A 22149-nucleotide genomic window follows, 5' to 3' on the forward strand; every position below is an offset into this window, starting at 1 on the left:
ACCGGAATCGTGGAGAACCTGATCGCGCTGCTCGTCGCGGCGCCCCTGCTCGGAGCGGCGGTCCTGCTCTGCGGCGGCCGACGGCTGGACAAGGCCGGGCACTGGCTCGGCACCGCACTCGCCGCCGCCTCGTTCGTCATCGGTGTCGTCCTCTTCACCGACATGCTGGGGAAGGGCGCCGACGACCGGGCCCTGCACCAGCACCTGTTCAGCTGGATTCCGGTGGAGGGCTTCCAGGCCGACATCGCCTTCCAGCTCGACCAGCTGTCGATGACGTTCGTCCTGCTCATCACCGGTGTGGGCACCCTGATCCACATCTACTCCATCGGCTACATGGAGCACGACGAGCGCAGGCGCCGCTTCTTCGGCTATCTCAACCTGTTCCTCGCGGCGATGCTGATCCTGGTCATCGCCGACAACTACCTGCTGCTGTACGTCGGGTGGGAGGGCGTCGGTCTGGCGTCGTACCTGCTCATCGGCTTCTGGCAGCACAAGCCCAGCGCGGCCACCGCCGCGAAGAAGGCGTTCCTGGTCAACCGCGTCGGTGACGTGGGGCTCTCGATCGCCATCATGCTGATGTTCACCACCTTCGGCACCTTCGCCTTCGGGCCCGTGCTGGAGGCGACCGGGGACACCAGCGAGGGCAAGCTGACGGCGATCGGCCTGATGCTGCTGCTCGCCGCCTGCGGCAAGTCGGCCCAGGTGCCGCTGCAGTCCTGGCTCGGTGACGCGATGGAGGGCCCGACCCCGGTCTCCGCCCTCATCCACGCCGCGACCATGGTCACCGCCGGTGTCTATCTGATCGTCCGCTCCGGCGCCATCTTCAACGGCGCCCCGGACGCCCAGCTCGTCGTCGCCATCGTCGGTGCCGTCACGCTGATCTTCGGTGCGATCGTCGGTTGCGCCAAGGACGACATCAAGAAGGCGCTGGCCGGCTCCACGATGTCCCAGATCGGCTACATGATCCTCGCCGCCGGCCTCGGCCCGATCGGCTACATCTTCGCGATCATGCACCTGGTGACGCACGGCTTCTTCAAGGCCGGGCTCTTCCTGGGGGCCGGTTCGGTGATGCACGGCATGAACGACGAGGTCGACATGCGCAAGTACGGCGGCCTGCGGAAGTACATGCCGGTCACCTTCATCACCTTCGGCCTCGGCTACCTCGCCATCATCGGCTTCCCGGGCCTCTCCGGCTTCTTCTCCAAGGACAAGATCATCGAGGCGGCCTTCGCCAAGGGCGGCACCGAGGGCTGGATCCTCGGCTCCGTCGCCCTGCTCGGCGCCGCGATCACCGCGTTCTACATGACGCGCGTGATGCTGATGACCTTCTTCGGCGAGAAGCGCTGGCAGCCCGACGCCGAGGGCCGCGAGCCGCACCCGCACGAGTCCCCGAAGTCCATGACGATCCCGATGATCGTGCTGGCCGTCGGGTCGGTCTTCGCCGGCGGGTTCTTCGCCATCGGTGACCGCTTCGTCAACTGGCTGGAGCCGGTCACCGGTTACGACCACGGCCACTCCCCGCTGAGCGTGGCCACCGTCACCGGAGCCACCGTGGTGGCCCTGGTCATCGGCGTCGCGATCGCCTGGGCGATGTACGGGCGCAAGCCGGTGCCGGTCGTGGCCCCGCGCGGCTCGCTGCTCACCCGGGCCGCCCGCCGCGACCTGCTCCAGGACGACTTCAACCACGTGGTCCTGGTCCGCGGCGGCGAGCACCTCACCCGCTCGCTGGTCTACGTGGACCACTCCCTGGTCGACGGCGTCGTCAACGGCACGGCCGCCTCGGTCGGCGGGCTCTCCGGCCGACTGCGCAAGCTGCAGAACGGCTATGCCCGCTCCTACGCGGTCTCGATGTTCGGCGGCGCGGCGATCGTCATCGCCGCGACCCTGCTGATGAGGGCGGTCTGATCACATGTCCTTTCCCCTCCTGACCGCGACGGCGGCGCTCCCGGCCATCGGAGCCATCGCCACCGCCGCCGTCCCCGCCGCACAGCGCACCGTGGCCAAGTGGGTCGCGCTGCTCTTCTCGCTCTCCACGCTCGTCCTGGCGGGCATCGTCTTCGCCCGCTTCGAGCCGGGCGGCGACCGCTACCAGCTCACCGAGTCCAAGGCCTGGATCGCCGACTTCGGCGTCCGGTACGAGCTGGGCGTGGACGGCATCGGGGTGGCCCTCCTCGGGCTCACCGCGCTGCTGATCCCGTTCGTCATCGTGGCCGGCTGGCACGACGCCGACCCCCTGGAGACGAAGTCCTCGCGCTGGCGCCCCACCCAGGGCTTCTTCGCGCTGATCCTCATGGTCGAGGCCATGGTGATCCTGTCGTTCCTCGCGACCGACGTCTTCCTCTTCTACATCCTCTTCGAAGCCATGCTCATCCCGATGTACTTCCTCATCGGCGGCTTCGGGGACCGGGCCCACGGGGGCAGCGACGAGAACGCCGCGAAGCAACGCTCGTACGCGGCGGTCAAGTTCCTCCTCTACAACCTGGCCGGCGGCCTGATCATGCTGGCCGCCGTCATCGGGCTCTACGTGGTCGCGGGCAGCTTCTCGCTCACCGAGATCGCGGCGGCCCGTGCCAACGGTGACCTGGCGATGGCGACCAGCACCGAGCGGTGGCTCTTCCTCGGGTTCTTTCTCGCCTTCGCGATCAAGGCCCCGCTCTGGCCGCTGCACACCTGGCTGCCCAACGCGATGGGCGAGGCCACCGCACCCGTCGCCGTGCTCATCACCGCCATCGTCGACAAGGTCGGCACCTTCGCGATGCTCCGCTTCTGCCTCGGGCTCTTCCCGGAGGCGAGCAAGTGGGCGACCCCGGTCGTCATCGCCCTGGCGCTCGTCTCCATCGTCTACGGAGCGCTGCTCGCGGTCGGCCAGCGCGATATCAAGCGGCTCATCGCCTACGCCTCGATCTCGCACTTCGGCTTCATCATCCTCGGCATCTTCGCGATGACCAGCCAGGGCCAGTCGGGCGCCACGCTCTACATGGTCAACCACGGCATCTCCACCGCCGCGCTGCTGCTCGTCGCCGGATTCCTCATCACCCGGCGCGGCTCGCGGCTCATCGCGGACTACGGCGGGGTGCAGAAGGTCGCCCCCGTGCTGGCGGGCACCTTCCTCATCGGCGGTCTGGCGACGCTGTCGCTGCCGGGACTCGCCCCGTTCGTCAGCGAGTTCCTGGTCCTGGTCGGCACGTTCAGCGCCTATCCGGTGGCCGGGATCATCGCCACCACCGGCATCGTGCTCGCCGCGCTCTACGTCCTGGTCCTCTACCAGCGGACGATGACCGGCCCGGTCAACGAGTCGGTCCGCACCATGCCCGACCTCAAGGCGCGTGAGCTGGCGGTCGCCGTGCCGCTGATCGCGCTCCTGCTCTTCCTGGGCGTCTTCCCGAAGCCGCTCACCGAGGTCGTCAACCCGGCGGTCCAGCACACCATGTCCGACGTACAGAAGAAGGACCCCCAGCCCGAGGTGGAGGCCGCCAAGTGAGCGCAACAGCTGTCCACAGCCTGTGGACGACGGCGAGCGGGGTGACATCCGCAGCCCCGGGGGACCGCTTCACGGCGCCCACCATCGAGTACGCCCAGCTGGCACCCGTCATGATCGTCGTGATCGGGGCCGTCCTGGGCATCCTGGTCGAGGCCTTCGTCCCGCGTAAGGCCCGCTACCACACCCAGCTCCTGCTGACCGTGGTGGCGCTGGCCGCCGCGTTCGCCGCCGTGGTCTCCCTCGCGGCCGGCGGATACGCCACCACCAAGGCCCAGATCGCGGCCATGGGGGCCATCGCGACCGACGGCCCCACCCTGTTCCTGCAGGGGACCATCCTCCTGGTCGCCGTGGTGGCCGTCTTCACCTTCGCCGAGCGGCGGCTCGACCCGACGGCCCACGGCAGGAAGGTCGACTCCTTCGCCGCCCAGGCCGGCACGGTCCCCGGCAGCGACAGCGAGAAGGCCGCCGTCCGCGCGGGCTTCACCACCACCGAGGTCTTCCCGCTGACGCTGTTCTCGGTGGCGGGCATGCTCGTCTTCCCCGCCGCCAACGACCTGCTGACGCTCTTCATCGCGCTGGAAGTCTTCTCGCTCCCGCTCTACCTCCTCTGCGCCCTCGCCCGCCGCAAGCGGCTGATGTCGCAGGAGGCGGCCGTGAAGTACTTCCTGCTCGGCGCGTTCTCCTCGGCGTTCATGCTCTTCGGGATCGCCCTCCTCTACGGCTACGCGGGCTCCCTCTCGTACGCCACCATCGCCAACGTCGTCGACGGCGCGGTCCTGGAGATCGACCCCGCCCTCGCCGGCACCATGGGCAACGACGCGCTGCTGCTCATGGGCGGCGCGCTGATCCTGACCGGCCTGCTCTTCAAGGTCGGTGCCGTCCCGTTCCACATGTGGACCCCGGACGTCTACCAGGGCGCACCGACCCCGGTCACCGGCTTCATGGCCGCCGCCACCAAGGTCGCCGCGTTCGGCGCGCTGCTGCGCCTGCTGTACGTGGCGCTCCCCGGGCTCACCTGGGACCTGCGGCCGGTGCTGTGGGCGGTCGCGATCGTCACGATGGTGGGCGGGGCGGTCGTCGCGATCACCCAGACCGACATCAAGCGGCTGCTGGCCTACTCCTCGATCGCGCACGCGGGCTTCATCCTGGCCGGTGTGATCGCCACCAGTCCGGAGGGAGTCTCCTCGGTCCTCTTCTACCTGGGCGCGTACTCCTTCGTGACGGTCGGCGCCTTCGCGGTCGTCACGCTGGTACGGGACGCGGGCGGCGAGGCCACGCACCTGTCGAAGTGGGCCGGGCTCGGCCGCCGCTCGCCGCTGGTCGCGGCGGTCTTCGCGGTGTTCCTGCTCGCCTTCGCCGGGATCCCGCTCACCTCGGGCTTCTCCGGGAAGTTCGCCGTCTTCAAGGCGGCTGCGGAGAGCGGCGCGGGTGCGCTGGTCGTGGTCGGTGTGATCTCCTCCGCCATCGCCGCCTTCTTCTACATCCGGGTGATCGTCCTGATGTTCTTCAGCGAGCCGAAGGCGGACGGCCCCACGGTCGCCGTCCCGTCCCCGCTGACCATGACGACGATCGCGGTCGGTGTGGCGGTCACGCTGGTGCTGGGCCTGGCCCCGCAGTACTTCCTGGACCTGGCGGGCCAGGCGGGGGTCTTCGTGCGGTAGCCGGAACCCTTGCCGCACAGCGCCGGACGGTCGATATCCACAGACCGTCCGGCGTTGTCGTAGGAGCCGCCTATCGTGGTCGGGGACGGAGCAAGGACGGACAGGGCCGGGCGTGCGGCCGGGACGACGGGCGACCGACGGCGGACCGGACGGGCACGGACCCCGGGGGACAGAGCATTGGGCGTGACCATGGATGTGACCGGGACGGTGACCGGCAACGGGACCGACACCGACAGCAACACCGGCGGGGCCGAGACCGAGGCGCTGCGGACGCTGCACCGGGTCTTCGGGTACGACGCGTTCCGCGGCGAGCAGGGCGCGGTCATCGAGCATGTGGTGGCCGGCGGCGACGCCGTCGTGCTCATGCCGACCGGTGGCGGAAAGTCCCTCTGCTACCAGATCCCGTCCCTGGTCAGGCGCGGCACCGGAGTCGTCGTCTCCCCCCTGATCGCCCTCATGCAGGACCAGGTCGACGCCCTGCGGGCACTCGGCGTCCGGGCCGGCTTCATGAACTCCACGCAGGACTTCGACGAGCGCCGCTCGATGGAGGCGCAGTTCCTCGCGGGCGAGCTGGACATCCTCTACCTGGCCCCCGAGCGGCTGCGGCTGGACTCCACCCTCTCGCTGCTGGCCCGCGGCGAGATCTCCGTCTTCGCGATCGACGAGGCGCACTGTGTCGCCCAGTGGGGCCACGACTTCCGCCCGGACTATCTGGCGCTCTCCGTGCTGGGTGAGCGGTGGCCGGACGTCCCGCGCATCGCCCTGACGGCGACCGCCACGGACGCCACGCACCAGGAGATCACCCGCCGCCTCGGCATGCCGGAGGCGAAGCACTTCGTCGCCAGCTTCGACCGGCCCAACATCCAGTACCGGATCGTCCCGAAGTCCGACCCGAAGAAGCAGCTCCTCACCTTCCTCCAGGAGGAGCACGCCGGGGACGCGGGCATCGTCTACTGCCTCTCGCGCAACTCCACCGAGAAGATCGCGGAGTACCTCACCCGCAACGGCATCGAAGCCGTGCCGTACCACGCGGGCCTGGACGCCGGGACGCGCGCCGCCCACCAGTCGCGCTTCCTCCGTGAGGAGGGTCTCGTCGTCGTCGCGACCATCGCCTTCGGCATGGGCATCGACAAGCCGGACGTCCGCTTCGTCGCCCACCTGGACCTCCCGAAGTCCGTCGAGGGGTACTACCAGGAGACGGGCCGCGCGGGCCGGGACGGGGAGCCGTCGACGGCGTGGATGGCGTACGGACTCCAGGACGTCGTCCAGCAGCGCAAGCTCATCCAGGGCGGAGAGGGCGACGAGGCGTTCCGCCGCCGGGCCGCCGCCCACCTCGATTCGATGCTGGCCCTCTGCGAGACGGTCCAGTGCCGCCGGTCCCAGCTGCTGACCTACTTCGGCCAGGAGCCCACCGCGGCGAACTGCGGCAACTGCGACACCTGCCTGACCCCGCCGGAGACCTGGGACGGCACGGTCGTCGCGCAGAAGCTGCTCTCCACGGTGGTCCGCCTCAAGCGCGAGCGGAACCAGAAGTTCGGCGCGGGCCAGATCGTCGACATCCTGCTGGGCCGCAAGACCGCCAAGGTGATCCAGTTCGACCACGACCAGCTCTCCGTCTTCGGCATCGGCGAGGAGCTGGCCGAGGCGGAGTGGCGCGGCGTGGTTCGTCAGCTGCTGGCCCAGGGCCTGCTGGCGGTGGAGGGGGAGTACGGCACGCTGGTCCTCACCGACGCCAGCGCCACGGTCCTCGGCCGCGAGCGCGAGGTCCTGCTCCGCAAGGAGCCCAAGAAGCCCACGACCCGCTCGTCGTCCTCGTCCGGCGGCAAGGGGGCCAAGGGCAAGGCGGCCCCGGCCGATCTTCCGTCGTCCGCGGTCCCCGTCTTCGAGGCCCTGCGGGCCTGGCGCGGCGCGACGGCCAAGGAGCAGGGCGTTCCGGCGTACGTGATCTTCCACGACGCGACGTTGCGGGAGATCGCCACGGTCCACCCGACGTCCCTGGCGGAGCTGGGCGGGATCAGCGGCCTGGGCGAGAAGAAGCTCGCGACGTACGGGGAGGGCGTGCTGGAGGTCCTGGCGGAGACGTCCCCGGGGGCGGCGGCTGCCACGGACGCACCGGCCCCCTCGGAGGCAGCGGCTCCCACGCCCCTCCCGGCGGCGGCCCCGTCTCGCACGAAGGCCCCCGGGGCCCCGGCCCGTACCGACCAGGCCCCGCGGCCCCCGGCCGCCGCCCAGCAGTACGGCGACCCCGAGTTCGCCTGGGACGAGGAACCGCCCGAGTACGAGTGAGGGCGCGGCCCGGGCGGCGGGGCTACTGCTGGTCCGCCGCCCGGCGCCGGGGTGTGATCGCGGTGAGGTCCAGGTCCACGGGGAACGGCACCGACGCCTTCATCCGGTCGTGGAAGATCCCGGTGGAGGTGTACGCCCCGGTGGCCGGTTCCAGCTCGAAGACGTACACCACGGCCCGTCCGTCGTGGTTCTCCACCCGCCAGTAGTGGGGGATGCGGGCACGGGCGTACTTCACGGGCTTGGTCTCCCGGTCGCGGGACCGGGACTCGGGGGAGACGACCTCGATCGCGAGGCGTACCGATTCGGCGGGGAACCGGGTCTGGTCCGCGTCCTGGATGACATCACCGCCGATGACGATCACATCGGGCTCGGGCCGGTTGTAGCGGTCGATGTCGATGGTGAACTCGCGCACGACCTCCAGCTCGGGCGGCGCCAGGGACTGCAACTGCCACTCGAAGAAGCTGACCGCCCGGGTGTGGAACAGGGTCTGCGGACTCACGAAAACGAGGCTCCCGTCGATCAGCTCCGTGTGCGGAGGCAGATTCGGGAGTGTGTCCAGGTCATCGGCGGTCCAGCCGCCCTCGGGCGGGACCGCCCACCGCGGCTCGGAGGCCTCGGGCTCGATGCTCATCATTGCTCCCATGGGGAGGAGTCTCGCGGGCCTGACCAGCGTATCCGCCGGAAACCGGATAAGGCTCCCCCGAACGTGTGGCCGCATCACGCACCGCTGACCGGCTCCCGGGCGGCACCCGTCAGTCCCCGCCCCCGCCGCAGCCGCCCCCGCCCCCGCTGTCGCCGCTCCAGCCGTCGCTTCCGCCGCCCCCGCCGGACTCGCTCTGCTTCACGTTGTGGTGGACGGCCGTCGCGGTCCACTCGGAGCGGCGCAGGACCTTCATCGCGGTGCGGCCGGGGCGGCCGTTGCGGGTGAGGGCGGAGGCGAGGCCCAGCGCGGAGACCAGGGCGGCCAGGAGGCGGTCGCGGGGGTCGGGGTAGCCGGCCTTCTCGGCGTGGGCGAAGCGCCTGCGGAGGCCGGGCACCAGGTCCGGGTGGACCGGGAAGTGGCGGTGGTACGGGAAGAGGCCGAGGACGCGGCGGGTCTCCCGGGAGAGCACGGAGCGGTCGACCAGGGAGTCCAGGTGGGTGTCCCGCACGTGCCGGTCGAAGTCGGCCACCCAGCGCCGGGCGCGCGTCCCCGAGCGGGGGGCCTTGCCCTGGGGCAGGGTGCGCAGCAGGGCTGCGAGGCGCGGGTCGGCCGGGTCCAGCGGGTTCACCACCTGGACCCGGCCGCGCTCCTCGCGTATCCGGCCCTGGAGCTCCAGCTCCGCGAGCGCCGCCCCCGCCGCCCCGTACGCGAGGGCGGCCGCCGCGCACAGCGGCTTGCCGCTCCCCGGGTCCAGGGTGAGCAGGATCAGCTCCTCGGGGAGCGTCAGCGCGGGGGTGCCGGGGCCGGAGGCCGCGGGGGTCGTCATGGTGCCGTGACGATCCTGCCGGTCACATCGCCCAGGCCCACCCGGGTGCCGTGCGGGCCCGGGGCCCAGGCGGTCAGGGTGACCGTGTCGCCGTCCTCCAGGAACGTCCGCTTGCCCTCGGGGAGTTCGAGGGGGTCGCGGCCGTTCCACGTCAGTTCCAGGAGCGAGCCGCGCTGGGCGGTCTCCGGGCCGCTGACCGTGCCGGAGCCGTACAGGTCGCCCGTTCGCAGCGAGGCGCCGTTGACCGTCATGTGCGCGAGCTGCTGGGCCGCCGTCCAGTACATCGTGGCGAACGGCGGCTCGGAGACGGCCTGGCCGTTGATCTCCACCGTGATCCGGATGTCGAAGCCGCCGTGCTCCTCCTCGCCGGAGTCGTCCAGGTAGGGGAGGAGGGGGACGTCCCGGGCGGGCGGTTCGGTGCGGGCCGCGTCCAGGGCCTCCAGCGGGGTGACCCACGCCGATACGGAGGTGGCGAAGGACTTGCCGAGGAACGGGCCCAGCGGCACGTACTCCCAGGCCTGGAGGTCGCGCGCCGACCAGTCGTTGAGGAGGAAGAGCCCGAAGACGTGCTCGCGGAAGCCGGCCAGCGGGACCGGGGTGCCGTGGGCGGAGGGGACGCCGACGAGGAAGCCGACCTCCGCCTCGATGTCGAGCTTCACCGAGGGCCCGAAGACGGGCGCCGGGTCGGTGGGGGCCTTGCGCTGGCCGCTGGGGCGGACCACGTCCGTACCGGAGACCACGACGGTGCCGGAGCGGCCGTGGTAACCGATCGGCAGGTGCTTCCAGTTGGGGGTGAGCGCGTCGCCGTCCGGCCGGAACATCTGCCCGACGTTGGTGGCGTGGTGCTCGCTGGCGTAGAAGTCGACGTAGTCCGCGACCTCGTACGGCAGGTGCAGGGTCACCTCGTCCACCGGGTGCAGCAGCGGTTCGATGTCCGAGCGGTGGGCGGGGACCGTGACCCAGGCGGTGAGCGCGCGGCGCACATCGCTCCAGGCGGTGCGGCCCGCCGCGAGCAGCGGCGTCAGGCTCGGCTGGGCCAGCAGCCCGGCGTAGGGCGAGCCGAGGGCGTGGGCGGCGGCGCCGGCGTCCAGGACGTGGTTGCCGATGCGGACACCGACCCGGCGGTCCTCGGGGCGGTCGGGGGTGGAGAACACACCGTAGGGAAGGTTGTGCGGGCCGAAGGGGTCGCCCTCGGGGAGGTCGAGCGGGCTGCTCTGCTCGGGCATGTGTTGCTGCCTCGCTTTCCAGGTCGTGTGGAGGACACGTTACGTCGGAGGCCCTGCCCCACGGCAGTGCCCGGACCCTCCCCAACTGTGCCCATTGCCCGGAAAGTTCGACGGGTCCTCCCGGAGTTCCGGGGGAACCCGTCGGTGGGGCGGACGGTCCGCTGAGCGGAGTGCGCACTCCGCTCAGCGGGGCGTTCGGCCTGCTCGCCGGGGTGGGACCGCTCAGCCCGCCACCTCATCGGGGCGCTCAGCCCGCCGTGCGCGGAATCCGCTTCTCCCACGTCCGGTGGAAGACGATCTCGCCGCCGTCCTTGCAGATCACTTCGTCGGACGTGATGAAGTCGTGTTCGTCGGCGGTGATCTCGGAGCGCGTCTCGATCTCCACGTCCCAGGCCATCTCCGGCCGGTGCAGCCGGATCCGCCAGTCGGAGCGGGTGCGGGCGGAGAGCGGGTCGTCCTGCTGGATCGTGTACGTCTCCAGGGCGTCCTCGGTGAATTCGAGGCCGTCCGGGTAGACCCGCGTACCGCCGTAGCGGGGGTCCACCTCCAGCCGCCACTCGCCCTTGGCGACATCGCGGACGACGAGCCGTTCGGGGCGCGGCTCCTCCAGCGTGACCGGGTAGACCACGCCGAGCGGTTCGGACTGTTCCGGTTCGCCGAAGGTGATCGCCGGGTCCTCGGTGTGGCGGCGCACCGGCAGCTCGACGAAGCTGCCGTCGGTGTCGAGCGTGAAGCCGGCCGAGCCCGCCTGGGGCCAGATCCAGGGCCAGTACGCGGAGGAGACGGCGATCCGGATGCGGTGGCCGGGCGGGAAGGTGTGGCCGATGCCGTTGAGGTCGAGGACCACGTCCTCGGTCTCGCCGGGCGGCCAGTCGTCGGTGCGGTCGCGGCCGTGCCGGGCGGCCAGGTTGAGGGCGCCCCGGGTGACCAGGGTGGAGGCCCCGTCGGGCGCCACGTCGCAGAGCCGGGCGACGACCTGCCCGCGCGGGACGTCCATCCGGAGGCGGAGCTTCACCCGGGGGCGGCCCAGGATCTCGATCGGCGCATCCTCCACCGGGAACTCGAACGACACCGACTTCGCGTCCTCGTCCCGCTGGTCCGGCGGCAGGTCCGCCTCGTTGCCGAACGGGAAGAACCGCCCCGCGTCCAGCCCGGTCTGCTGCGGCGAGTCGACGATCCGCTCACCGCCCTGGAGCGCGTACGCCACCGGGCTGACGTTCTCCGAGGGCCAGGAGGCGTCCCCGACCCACCGGCCGGGCAGCGTCTCGTACACCGTGGCGGGCGGGTGCGAGCCGCTGATCCAGGACCGCAGCAGCGGCTCCCGCATCACGCCGGTCTCCTTGCCCTTCAGGTGCTGGTCCCACCAGCGCAGCGTCTCCTGGAGGAAGCCGATCGCGGGCCCCGGCGGCAGCCCCCGGTCGGGGTACTGGTGCGACCACGGGCCGATGATCCCGCGCACCTGCCCGGGGTCGAGGTGCTCGACCAGCCGGAGGACGGTGTCCCGGTACGGGTCGTGCCAGCCGCCGACCGCGAGGACGTTCGCCTTGATCGCCCCGTAGTCCTCGCAGACGCTGCCGTGCTTCCAGTAGTCGTCCCGGCTCTGGTGGGCCAGCCAGGTGTGGCTGAAGGGTTCGACCGCCTCCAGCCGCTTCAGCCACATCGCCTTCCACGCGTCGCCGACCTGCGCCGGGTCCGGCGGGCGGGCGACGAAGGCGAGCATGGTGGCGGCCCAGGCGTGCATGTCCACGGCGAGGACCGAGCCGCCCATGTAGTGGACGTCGTTGTCGTACCGGTCGTCGGCCGAGCAGACGGTGACGATCGCCTTCAGCGGGTCGGGGGCGAGCGCGGCGATCTGGAGCGAGTTGAAGCCGCCCCAGGAGATCCCGAACATGCCGACCCGGCCCGAGCACCACTCCTGCTGGGCCAGCCAGTGGATGACGGCCACCCCGTCGGCCAGCTCCTGGGCGTCGTACTCGTCGCCCGGCAGCCCCTCGCTGTTGCCGTGGCCCCGGACGTCGACCCGGACGGAGGCGTAGCCGTGGCCCGCGTACCAGGGGTGGCGCTGCCAGTCGCGGGGGGCGGTCCAGTCGCCGAGCCGGTAGGGCAGGTACTCCAGCAGCGCGGGGACCGGTTCGTCGGTCAGGGGGCGCCAGATCCGGGCGTAGAGCAGGGTTCCGCCGGGGAGCGGGATGCGGACGTCCTCGCGGGTCGTCTCGTACGGGAACTCGGTCGTGATGTTCATGGGTCACCTCGGTGGGGGACGGGGGACGCCTTCTCCTGGGGACGCGGCGCCTTCTCTCGGCACGGCGCTAGTGGACGGGGTGCATCGTGCGCTTCAGCCAGGGCGCGGCGGCGATCATCGCGACCCCGGCCGCCACCGCGATCGCCCCGTTGACGCCGAAGTACGCCGGGTTGGACACCTGGCCGTACAGCTTCACGATCTGGGCCTGGATGCCGTTGGCGACGGCCAGGGACAGGAACCACAGGGCCATCGTCTGGCTGGCGAACGCCTTCGGGGCGAGCTTGCTGCTGGCGGAGAGCCCGGAGGTCTCCAGCAGTACGTCACCGAGGCCGAGCAGCAGGTAGGAGCCGACGATCCACCAGGCGGCCATCTTGTACGTGTCGTCCGCGTGCCCGGACGTGGGCAGGACCATCAGCAGGAACGACAGGCCGCCCAGGATCACCCCGAAGGCGATCTTGTTGGAGGCGTGCGGCTGGCGGCGGCCCATCCTGACCCAGGTGGCGGCCACCACGGGCGCGAGCGCCACCTCGAAGGCGCCGAGCGCGGAGGCGTACCAGCTGGCGGGAAAGGTGAAGCCGAGGACCTCGGTGCGGGCGTTGGTCGAGGCGAGCAGGATCATCGTCGAGTACGCCTGGAACAGGATGAAGTTGAAGACGACGGACCCCAGGAAGAGCACGACGTACGGCCGCAGCCTGCCGCGCTCCTCCGCGGTCACCCGGGGGCTGCGGAACATCACCACGAAGTACGCGATCGGGGCGATGACCGAGACCACCGTGAGCACGTCCACGAACCGGTCGATGGTGAGCCAGCCCGCCAGCGCCAGGGCGGTGGCTACGAGGGCGGCCAGGACGGCCCCGCCGATGATCAGCCGCACCGCGCGGCGCATGGCGGCCGGGGCGAGGGCGAACTCGGCGCCCTCCTTGCGTCCGACCAGGTGACGGCGGCCGACCACGTACTGGATCAGACCGAAGGTCATCCCGATCGCGGCGGCCGAGAAGCCCCAGTGCCAGCTCGCGTGGTCGCCCAGCCAGCCGGTGATCAGCGGTCCGGCGAAGGCGCCGATGTTGATGCCCATGTAGTAGAGGGCGAAGCCGGCGTCGCGCCGCTCGTCGTCGGTGCGGTAGAGCTTGCCGACCATGGAGGCGACGTTGGGCTTCAGCAGGCCCGTTCCGGCGCTGATCAGGCCGAGCCCGACCCAGGTCATCGCGTCGGTCGGCACGGCCATGGAGTAGTGGCCGCAGGCGATGAGGATGCCGCCGTACAGCACCGCCCGGTACGAGCCGAGGATCCGGTCGGCCAGCCAGCCGCCGGCCACGGAGACCAGGTAGACGAGGGTGCCGTAGGCGGCGGAGACGGAGGCGGCGGTGCCGGGGTCCATCCCCATACCGCCGTCGGCCACCGTGTCGGCGAAGAACAGGACCAGGATGGCCTGCATGCCGAGGAAGGAGAACCGCTCCCAGACCTCCAGCCCGGAGAGGGTCATCAGCCCCCGTGGCTGGCCGAAGAAGGCGCGGTCGTCCTCGGGCGGGGGCTGGGCCGGTTCGGTGGCGGCGGGGCTGTGGGACAAAGCGGTTGCTCCTGACCATATGGGCTGATCACGAACATACCGGCGGTGGCGGGAAGGCGCCCACGGTGATCCACAGAGGACCGGATACGCTGAAGTTGCAAAGAGAGACAGCGACACATCGACATCGGGTGTGATCGTCAGCAGACAGGAGATGCCCCCGTGACCGTCGTCGGGCCGTTCGGACTGCACGTGCGGGACCAGGCTCTTGAGGCCGATGTCCACGCGGGCCTGGCCGCTGTCGAGGCGGGGCTGCTCGAAGCCACCAAGAGCGACGTGCCCTTCATCACGGAGGCCGCCCAGCACCTGGTGCGGGCGGGCGGCAAGCGGTTCCGCCCCCTGCTGGTCATGCTCGCGTCACAGTTCGGTGACCCGGACGCGCCGGGTGTCGTGCCCTCGGCCGTCGTCGTCGAGCTGACCCACCTGGCCACGCTGTACCACGACGACGTGATGGACGAGGCCGACGTACGCCGCGGGGTGCCCAGCGCCAACACCCGCTGGGGCAACTCGGTGGCCGTGCTGACGGGCGACTTCCTCTTCGCCCGCGCCTCCCACATCCTGGCCGACCTCGGCCCCGAGGCCGTACGCATCCAGGCCGAGGCGTTCGAGCGGCTGGTCACCGGCCAGATCCTGGAGACCGCGGGCCCGCGCGACGGCCGCGACCCGGTCGACCACTACCTGGACGTGCTCAGCGGCAAGACCGGCTCGCTGGTCGCCGTCTCCGGCCGGTTCGGCGCGCTGATGGCCGGGGCCGACGAGCGGACCGTGGACATCCTCACGCAGTACGGGGAGCGGCTCGGCATCGCCTTCCAGCTCGCCGACGACGTCCTCGACATCGCCTCCGACACCCACGAGTCCGGCAAGACCCCCGGCACCGACCTGCGCGAGGGCATCCCCACCCTCCCGGTCCTGCGGCTGCGCGCCCGGGCCGCGAAGGACGGCAGGCCCGAGGACCTGGCGCTGGTCGAACTGCTCGACGGCGACCTGGCCGACGACGCCACCCTGGCCGAGGCGCTGCGGCTGCTCCGGGCCCACCCGGCGCTGGAGCAGGCCCGCCAGGACACCGTCCGCTACGCCCAGGAGGCGCGCGCCACGCTGGCGCCGCTGCCCGAGGGGTACGCGAAGTCGGCCCTGGAGGAGCTGTGCGACGCGGTGGTCCACCGCGCGGGCTGAGTGCCCCCGGCCGGGCGAGGCCCTGCCTTCAAGGAGCCCTACCCCTAGTGGATGGCCGACGAGGCCCGCCCGGTTGTCATACCGCAGCAGTAGGCGAGTTGATCCCCGGGTCTGACGCTTCAGCCCGCCCGATTTGGTCAGATGGACAGTAGACGGACCAGAACCACTCCTGACCCCATCGGGTGAGAAGGGCGGCAGGGAGTGGACGGGCAACCGGACGGAAGCCGCCGACCACGGAGGTAGGGCACACATGGCACCGAACGACAGCGCGGAGACCACCGGCGAGGCCACGGGCACCCCCGTGGGCCGTCGGAAGGCGGCGCGCTACATCGTCCCCGTCGCGGTCGCGGGGGTGGCGGCCGCGACCATCGGGCTCGTCCCGGCCCTCGCGAACAGCGGCGACCCGGACCTGCCGAAGATCAGCGCACAGGAACTCATCGAGAAGATCGCCGCTTCCGACGAGGAGCAGCTCTCCGGAACCTTCAAGATCAGCACGGACCTCGGTCTGCCCCTCGACGGCCTCGCGGGATCGTTCCTCCCGGGCGCCGGCGAGGGCAGGGACAAGGGTGCGGCGGCGCCGGAGGACAAGCTCATGGAGCTGACGTCCGGCACGCACACCCTGCGCGTGGCCGTCGACGGCCCGGAGAAGCAGCGGCTCTCCGTCCTCGGCAAGGCCTCCGAGTACAACGTCATCCACAACCGGGGCGAGGTCTGGGCGTACGACTCCCAGTCCGACGAGGTCTACCACTCCAAGGCCCCCGAGGGGTACGCCGGCGCCGAGAAGGAGCCGAAGGCTCCCGAGGGCGCCCCCGCCACCCCGAAGGACTTCGCCGAGCAGGCGCTCGCGGCGGTCGGTGACACCACGTCGGTCACCGTGGACGGCACCGCGCAGGTGGCCGGGCGCGACGCGTACCAGCTGGTGATCAAGCCCAAGCAGTCCGGCTCGACGGTCGGTTCGGTACGGATCGCGGTGGACGCCGAGAACGGCGTGCCGCTGAAGTTCACCCTGGCCGCGTCGGACGGCGGCAAGGCCGTGGTCGACGCGGGCTTCACCAAGGTGGACTTCGCCAAGCCCGCCGCCTCCACCTTCGACTTCACCCCGCCCAAGGGCGCCAAGGTGACGGAGGCGGACGAGCTGGAGCACGGCGAGGGCGGGACCGGCGCGGCGGAGAAGTCGCTCCAGGAGAAGTTCTCCGGGCAGATCCCCGGCCTGGAGGGGCTGGGCGGGCTCGAAGGCTCCGAGGGCGTCAACGTCATCGGCGAGGGCTGGACGTCGATAGCCGCCATCGAGATCCCCGGCGGCAAGGGGCTCCTGCCCCCGGCGGGCTCGGGCGACGTCCCGGCCGAGGCGCAGGGCTTCCTGGACGCGCTGGGCGACAAGGTCACCGGGAAGTTCGGCTCGGGCACGGTCTTCAAGACCCGCCTGGTCAACGCCCTGCTGACGGACGACGGCAAGGTGTACGTCGGCGCGGTGACCAAGGACGAGCTGGTACGGGCGGCGAACGGCGCCCGGTAGCGCCTTCGGGCCGCCGTGGTTCACCGGCCGGGCCGCCCCGTCGCGAGAGAGTGGGCGACGGGGCGGCCCGGCCCGGCTGCCGGGTGGTCGCCCGGAGGGCGTGCTTCCGCACCGGGCGGCTGCCCTGCCCCTCGCGACGGTCCGGACTGCGTGGGAGACAGGGGCGGCAGGTCCAGGCGCGGACGCGGGTCCCGGTACGAGCGCTGAGAGGTGCGAGGCGGCATGACGGACTGCGGGGCGGCGGCATGACGGGCGGCGATGCGGCATGACGGATACAGCGGCTGCGCGGAGTGCGCCGGGACCTGCCGGGGCGGCCGCCCCCGATCCCCGGCCGCCCGGCCACCCGGCCCCCGTCATCGAGACCCACGGCCTCACCAAGCGCTACCGGGGCGGCCGCCCCGCCGTCGACGGGCTCGACCTCACCGTCCCCGGCGGCAGCGTCTTCGGTTTCCTCGGCCCCAACGGCTCCGGCAAGACCACCACCATCCGGATGCTCATGGGCCTCATCGACCCCACCGCCGGGACCGCCAGGGTCCTCGGCCGCCCGATGCCCCAGGCCGCCCGCACGGTCCTCCCGGAGGTCGGCGCGCTGATCGAGGGCCCCGCGCTGTACGGCTTTCTGAGCGGCCGTGACAACCTCCTGCGGTACGACAGCGCCGACCCCACAGCCGACCCGCGCACCCGCCGGGCCCGCGTCGGCCACGCCCTGGAGCGGGTCGGCCTCACCGCCGCGTCGGACCGGAAGGCGAAGGCGTACTCCCTCGGCATGAAGCAGCGCCTCGGCCTCGCCGCCGCGCTGCTCCGCCCGCGCCGCCTGCTCGTCCTGGACGAGCCGACCAACGGGCTCGACCCGCAGGGAATGCGCGAGATCCGCTCCCTGGTCCGGGAGCTGGCGGCGGAGGGCACGACGGTGTTCCTCTCCTCGCACCTGCTGGACGAGATCGAGCAGGTCTGCACGCACGCGGCGGTGATGGCCCGGGGCCGGCTGCTGGTCCAGGGCCCGGTCGCCGAACTCGCCGCGAGCGCCCGGGGCCGGCTGGCCGTCACCACCCCCGACCCGGCCGCCGCCGCCCGTATCCTCACGGCGCACGGCCTCACCGGCCTGGCGACCGACGGCGACCGGCTGACCGCCGACGCCCCGCCCGCCGCCGTGGACCTCGCGGACCTCAACGCGGCGCTGGTGGGCGGCGGGGTGCGGGTGCGGTCGTTCGGGGTGGAGGGCGGGTCGCTGGAGGACGCGTTCATGGCACTGACGGGAGAGGGCTTCGATGTCGCAGGCTGAGACGGTTCCGCCCAGCGGGACGAGGGCCGGGACCGGGGGCGGGGGCGGGGCCGAGGCCGGGACCGGGGTCGGGGGCGGAACTCCGGGACCCCGTCCCCGTACCCCCCTCTCCCACCCCTTCCGCACGCTCGGACTCCTCCGTTCCGAGGTCGCCACCACCTTCCGCCGCCACCGGACCTACGCCCTCCTCGCGGTGCTCGCCGCCGTCCCCGTCCTCATCGGGATCGCGGTCCGCATCGAGACGGGCGGCGACGGATCCGGGGGAGGGGCCGGGGGCGGCCCGGACGGCGGGGCGGGACCCGCGTTCCTGACGCAGGTCACCAACAACGGCGTCTTCCTGGTCTTCGCCACCCTCGCCGCCACCCTCCCGGTCTTCCTCCCGATGGCCGTCGGGGTGGTGGCGGGCGACGCGGTCGCGGGCGAGGCGAGCGCCGGGACACTCCGCTATCTGCTCGTCGCCCCGGCGGGCCGGACCAGGCTCCTGCTGGTCAAGTACGCCTCGGTCCTGACCTTCTGCCTGGTCGCGACCTTCGTGGTGGCGGCCTCGGCGCTGGCGGTCGGGGCGCTGCTCTTCCCGGTGGGGGAGGTCACGACGATCTCCGGGACCCGGATCGGGTTCGGCGAGGGGCTGGCCCGGGCCGGGCTGACGGCGGCGGTCGTCGCGGCGTCGATGGCCGGGTTCGCCGCGCTGGGCCTGTTCGTCTCGACGCTGACCGACAGCGGGATCGGGGCGATGGCGGCGACGGTCGGACTGCTGATCACGGCGCAGATCCTGGACAGCATCCCGCAGTTGAGCGGCATCCACCCCTATCTGTTCCCGCACTACTGGATGTCCTTCACGGACGTCCTGCGCGAGCCGGTCCTCTGGGACGACCTGGTGAAGAACTTCCAGCTCCAGGGCGTCTACGCGGCGGTGTTCGGCTCGGCGGCCTGGGCGCGCTTCACGACGAAGGACATCACGGCCTGAGGGGCGGGCGGGGACGGGGCAGGACCGCGGGGCGGTCGTCCCGTGGCCGGATCGGATCGGTGAGCGGTCGTCCGCGCCGTCGGCCGGGCGAGCCGTCCCCCGATCGGCTCGTCGCGGCACGAACGGCACGAACGGTGCGGAAGGCGGGATCGAACCGACACGGTACGTTCCGTTTCCGCCTGGGTATTGTTCGGCCTATGACGACTAGCTGTCAATAAGGAATGGCTCAAACCGTCCTATGCTCACCGAATGATCACGCCGCCCAGTAGTCTGCGCCGCAGCGAGAGATCACGCCGCGCGACGCTCCAGGCCGCCCTCGACCTCTGTACGGAGAAGGGGTACGGGCGCGTGACGATAGAGGCCATCGCGGCCCGCGCGGGTGTCAGCAAGAAGACGATCTACCGCTGGTGGCCGTCAAAAGGGGCGGTCCTGCTGGAGGCCTTCACGGACGCCCTGGTGGACGCCACGCCGTTCGTGGACACCGGGGACATCGGCGCCGACCTGCGTACGCATGTGGCGGGCGCGGTGAAGCTGCTCACCGTCCCGCCCTTCGGACCGGCGTACGCGGGCATCCTCTCCGAACTCCACCACGACGACGTCCTCGCCCGGGCGCTCAGGGACCAGCTGGTCGACCCGCGCGTGGAGGAGGCGGTGGCCCGGCTGCGCAGCGCCCAGGACCAGGGCCAGATCCCGCCCGGCGCGAACCTCCCGCTGGCGGTGGAGATGCTGTACGGCCCCGTCTACTACCGCCATGTCCTGCGCAAACCGGTCCAGGACGAGGAGACGATCGCGGCCCTGGTCGCGCATGTGCTGCGCTCGCTGGGGTCCCCGGGGTACTGACCCGCTCCCCGGGCTCCCGACGGCGCGCGGGCGTGCCTGTCACACCCCCGCTCCCCCCGGGTGGCCGCTCCCCGGGCCCCGGGCGATGCTGGACCGGCACGTGTCGGCGCTCCGGTGGTCCGGGGAGCCGGGGCCGGAGCCTGAGGGTGGGTGAAGCCGTGTCGTACGCCGATACCCCGGCCGGGGACGGAGCCGGGAAGGACGGGTCCGGCGCCCTGGACGAGGCTCTGCTGGAGGTCCTGTTCGCCCAGTCCGCCGTGGGGCTCGTGGTGCTCGACCCGCAGCTGCGGCTGGTCCGTGCCAACTCCCTGGTCGAGGGCGTCGGCACCGAGGAGTACATCGGGCTCCCCTTCGCCGAGGCCTTCCGGCTCGACGACCCCGACGGGTGCGAGCGCCTCCTGAGGCGGGTCCTCGCGGGGGGTGGGCCCGTTCGCGAGCATCTCGTACGCGGCCGGCTCCGGCGGACCCCCGGCGACCGCACCTTCCTGGTCTCCGCCTACCGCCTCGTCGGCCCCGCGAGCCCCGCAGGTCCCGTGAGCCCCGCAGGACCTGCAAGGCCCGACAGTCCCGTGGGCCCCGCAGAGCCTGTGAGCCCTGCAGAACCCGCAGAACCCGCAGAAGCCGCAGGCCCCGGCAGTCCCACGGGCACCGACAGTCCCGGTGGCCCCACCATCGGTCTGCTCAGCGCGGTCGTCGACGTCACCGAGCGGGAGCGGGCGCGGGCGCGCGAGGCCGCGCTGGCCGCCGTGCGGGACGCGGTCGGCGGTTCGCTGGACGTGGCGGCCACCTGCCGGTCGTTCATCGACGCGCTGGTGCCCGGGTTCGCCGGAGTCGCCGTCGTCGAGGTGGTGGACGAGGTGCTGCGCGGGGCCGACCCGCCGGTGGGGCCGCTGCCGCCCGAGACCCCGTTGCGCCGCGCGGCGACCGGCCGCTGCGCGACCGTACGGACCGCCCCGGGCGGCGAGCCCTCCCGGGGCCGCCCGGTCGGCGGGACCCGCCGCCTCCCGCCCCATACGCCGTACGCACGCGCCGTCGCGGACCTACGGCCCCGGCTCGTCCCGCTCACCGCCGGCACCCCGTGGCTGGCCGCCGACCCGGACGGGGCCGGTGCCCTGACGCAGGCCGGTGCGCACTCCCTGATCGTTGTCCCCCTCACCCTGCGCGGAGCCGTGCTCGGCCTGCTCAGCCTCTACCGCTGCGGGCCCGCCGAACCCTTCGACGAGGACGACGTCTCCCTCGCCACCAGCGCCGCCACCCGGGCGGCCCTCGCCATCGACAACGCCCGCCGCTACGAGCGCGAGCACGTCATCGCCTCCACCGTGCAGCGCCGCCTCCTCCCGCAGGCCGAGCGCCACCAGGCCGCCGTGGAGACCGCCCATGTGCTGCTGCCGGGCCGGGACAGCGGCTGCTGGTTCGACACGATTGCGCTCTCCGGGGCCCGTACGGCACTCGTCGTCGGCGGAGTCGCGGGGGAGGGGCTCCAGTCGGCCATCGCGATGGGCCAGCTCCGTACGGTCATCCAGGCGCTGGCCGATCTCGACCTGGAGCCGGAGGAGGTGCTGGCCCGCCTCAAGGAGACCGCCGACCGTCTCGCCTCCGAACGCGCGGCCCTGCCCCCGAGCGACGCGCTCCAGGGCGAGGAGCTGCGGGCGGGGTGCGTGTACGGGGTCTACGACCCGTTCACCCGCACCTGTACGGTCGTCCGCGCCGGCCACCCGGCGCCCCTGGCCATCGGGCCCGACGGGCGGGCCGTCGCGCTCGACGTCCCCGAGGGCCCGGGCCTCTTCGACGCCGACGGCGGCCTCTTCGCCCCCGCCGCCGTCACCCTGGAGGAGGGCAGCGTCCTGGCGTTCGGCACCGGCGACCTGCTCCCCGACGAGCACGCCGAGGAGCGCGTCACGCGGGTCCTGGCCGACGGCGTCCGGTCCGGCCGCGGCCTCCAGCAGCTGGGGGACGACATCGTGTACGCCCTCCCCGACGACACCCGGTCCGCCGGTGCCGCGCTGCTCCTGGCCCGGACCGGTACGGTCTCCGACCACCGCGTCGCCACCTGGGACCTCGCCCAGGACCGGACGACCCCCGCCACCGCCCGGCTGCTCGTCCGCGACCGGCTCCAGGGGTGGGGGCTCGACGAGGACACCGTCGACGCCACCGAGCTGATCGTCAGCGAGCTGGTCACCAACGCCGTCCGCTACGGCACCCCGCCGCTCCGGCTCCGCCTGCTCCTGGACACCACGCTCACCTGCGAGGTCCACGACGGCTCCACGGCCTCCCCGCACCTGCGCCACGCCCACACGGTCGATGAGGGCGGCCGGGGCCTCTTCATCGTCTCCCGCCTCGCCGCCCACTGGGGTGCCCGGCACGGCCCGGACGGCAAGGTGCTCTGGACGGAGCAGAAGCTGCCGGGCAGCGGCTGACCGGCTGTCCGGGCGCGCGGGTACG

The 22149-nt window shown here is 72.3% G+C and carries 15 protein-coding genes; 10 read left to right on the top strand and 5 right to left on the bottom strand.

Translation table 11 applies throughout. From position 1 onward, the window contains the following. Window positions 1-9 precede the first annotated feature (9 nt). The 4 genes from nuoL (at window position 10) to recQ (ending at window position 7428) form a co-directional block, all read left to right on the top strand. Window positions 10-1905, top strand: coding sequence for an NADH-quinone oxidoreductase subunit L (nuoL, locus tag ACQ9ZG_RS20285; protein WP_109914454.1), 1896 nt, complete (start codon window positions 10-12; stop codon window positions 1903-1905). Between the two features lie 4 nt (window positions 1906-1909). Continuing rightward, window positions 1910-3481 (top strand): NADH-quinone oxidoreductase subunit M, encoded by a 1572-nt coding sequence (locus ACQ9ZG_RS20290; protein WP_028416756.1) that lies wholly within the window; start codon window positions 1910-1912, stop codon window positions 3479-3481. Further along, on the top strand, window positions 3478-5142 hold the full coding sequence (gene nuoN, locus ACQ9ZG_RS20295) for an NADH-quinone oxidoreductase subunit NuoN (RefSeq protein WP_181398085.1): 1665 nt from the start codon (window positions 3478-3480) through the stop codon (window positions 5140-5142). The genes ACQ9ZG_RS20290 and nuoN overlap by 4 nt, the downstream gene beginning before the upstream one ends. A gap of 189 nt (window positions 5143-5331) precedes the next feature. Then, the gene (recQ, locus tag ACQ9ZG_RS20300) at window positions 5332-7428 is read left to right on the top strand and encodes a DNA helicase RecQ (protein ID WP_499281624.1); all 2097 of its coding nucleotides are present in this window, start codon (window positions 5332-5334) and stop codon (window positions 7426-7428) included. 22 nt (window positions 7429-7450) lie between these two features. On the opposite strand, the gene ACQ9ZG_RS20305 is transcribed toward recQ, so the two are convergent. From ACQ9ZG_RS20305 to ACQ9ZG_RS20325, 5 genes are all read right to left on the bottom strand, one after another. Beyond that, window positions 7451-8059, bottom strand: coding sequence for a Uma2 family endonuclease (locus tag ACQ9ZG_RS20305; protein ID WP_109914769.1), 609 nt, complete (start codon window positions 8057-8059; stop codon window positions 7451-7453). 121 nt (window positions 8060-8180) lie between these two features. Beyond that, window positions 8181-8897, bottom strand: a complete 717-nt coding sequence (locus ACQ9ZG_RS20310) for a GOLPH3/VPS74 family protein (protein ID WP_499281019.1) — start codon at window positions 8895-8897, stop codon at window positions 8181-8183. After that, the gene (gene fahA / locus ACQ9ZG_RS20315) at window positions 8894-10123 is read right to left on the bottom strand and encodes a fumarylacetoacetase (protein WP_028416753.1); all 1230 of its coding nucleotides are present in this window, start codon (window positions 10121-10123) and stop codon (window positions 8894-8896) included. Before fahA ends, ACQ9ZG_RS20310 begins: the two co-directional genes overlap by 4 nt. A 247-nt stretch (window positions 10124-10370) precedes the next feature. Continuing rightward, a complete protein-coding gene (locus ACQ9ZG_RS20320) occupies window positions 10371-12365 on the bottom strand; it encodes a CocE/NonD family hydrolase (protein WP_109915525.1) in 1995 nt (664 codons plus the stop codon). A 67-nt stretch (window positions 12366-12432) separates the two neighbouring features. After that, a complete protein-coding gene (locus ACQ9ZG_RS20325; protein WP_028416751.1) occupies window positions 12433-13932 on the bottom strand; it encodes a peptide MFS transporter in 1500 nt (499 codons plus the stop codon). Window positions 13933-14091: 159 nt separating this feature from the next. Between ACQ9ZG_RS20325 and ACQ9ZG_RS20330 the strand changes: the two genes are divergently transcribed. The 6 genes from ACQ9ZG_RS20330 to ACQ9ZG_RS20355 all read left to right on the top strand — a co-directional run bounded on the left by ACQ9ZG_RS20330 (window position 14092) and on the right by ACQ9ZG_RS20355 (window position 22124). Then, complete coding sequence (locus ACQ9ZG_RS20330; RefSeq protein ID WP_018490733.1) at window positions 14092-15102, top strand: polyprenyl synthetase family protein; 1011 nt, start codon at window positions 14092-14094, stop codon at window positions 15100-15102. A gap of 250 nt (window positions 15103-15352) precedes the next feature. Beyond that, the gene (locus ACQ9ZG_RS20335; RefSeq protein WP_109915526.1) at window positions 15353-16618 is read left to right on the top strand and encodes a LolA family protein; all 1266 of its coding nucleotides are present in this window, start codon (window positions 15353-15355) and stop codon (window positions 16616-16618) included. A 265-nt stretch (window positions 16619-16883) separates the two neighbouring features. Further along, window positions 16884-17900 (top strand): ABC transporter ATP-binding protein, encoded by a 1017-nt coding sequence (locus tag ACQ9ZG_RS20340; RefSeq protein WP_028416748.1) that lies wholly within the window; start codon window positions 16884-16886, stop codon window positions 17898-17900. Beyond that, a complete protein-coding gene (locus ACQ9ZG_RS20345) occupies window positions 17887-18867 on the top strand; it encodes an ABC transporter permease (RefSeq protein ID WP_109917383.1) in 981 nt (326 codons plus the stop codon). Before ACQ9ZG_RS20340 ends, ACQ9ZG_RS20345 begins: the two co-directional genes overlap by 14 nt. Before the next feature lie 249 nt (window positions 18868-19116). After that, window positions 19117-19707, top strand: coding sequence for a TetR/AcrR family transcriptional regulator (locus tag ACQ9ZG_RS20350; RefSeq protein ID WP_018490737.1), 591 nt, complete (start codon window positions 19117-19119; stop codon window positions 19705-19707). A gap of 158 nt (window positions 19708-19865) precedes the next feature. Next, window positions 19866-22124, top strand: a complete 2259-nt coding sequence (locus ACQ9ZG_RS20355; protein ID WP_499281020.1) for an ATP-binding SpoIIE family protein phosphatase — start codon at window positions 19866-19868, stop codon at window positions 22122-22124. Window positions 22125-22149: the final 25 nt, after the last annotated feature.

This window comes from Streptomyces araujoniae, from assembly GCF_050871195.1.
Lineage (GTDB): Bacteria > Actinomycetota > Actinomycetes > Streptomycetales > Streptomycetaceae > Streptomyces > Streptomyces bacillaris.

Excerpts from the sequence above, each read along its gene's own strand:
- ACQ9ZG_RS20345 (WP_109917383.1), top strand. The coding sequence starts at position 17,887 with ATGTCGCAGGCTGAGACGGTTCCGCCCAGCGGGACGAGGGCCGGGACC.
- ACQ9ZG_RS20340 (WP_028416748.1), top strand. The coding sequence starts at position 16,884 with ATGACGGATACAGCGGCTGCGCGGAGTGCGCCGGGACCTGCCGGGGCG.
- ACQ9ZG_RS20290 (WP_028416756.1), top strand. The coding sequence starts at position 1,910 with ATGTCCTTTCCCCTCCTGACCGCGACGGCGGCGCTCCCGGCCATCGGA.
- ACQ9ZG_RS20320 (WP_109915525.1), bottom strand. The coding sequence starts at position 12,365 with ATGAACATCACGACCGAGTTCCCGTACGAGACGACCCGCGAGGACGTC.
- ACQ9ZG_RS20305 (WP_109914769.1), bottom strand. The coding sequence starts at position 8,059 with ATGAGCATCGAGCCCGAGGCCTCCGAGCCGCGGTGGGCGGTCCCGCCC.
- fahA (WP_028416753.1), bottom strand. The coding sequence starts at position 10,123 with ATGCCCGAGCAGAGCAGCCCGCTCGACCTCCCCGAGGGCGACCCCTTC.
- ACQ9ZG_RS20335 (WP_109915526.1), top strand. The coding sequence starts at position 15,353 with ATGGCACCGAACGACAGCGCGGAGACCACCGGCGAGGCCACGGGCACC.
- recQ (WP_499281624.1), top strand. The coding sequence starts at position 5,332 with ATGGATGTGACCGGGACGGTGACCGGCAACGGGACCGACACCGACAGC.
- ACQ9ZG_RS20310 (WP_499281019.1), bottom strand. The coding sequence starts at position 8,897 with ATGACGACCCCCGCGGCCTCCGGCCCCGGCACCCCCGCGCTGACGCTC.
- ACQ9ZG_RS20350 (WP_018490737.1), top strand. The coding sequence starts at position 19,117 with ATGATCACGCCGCCCAGTAGTCTGCGCCGCAGCGAGAGATCACGCCGC.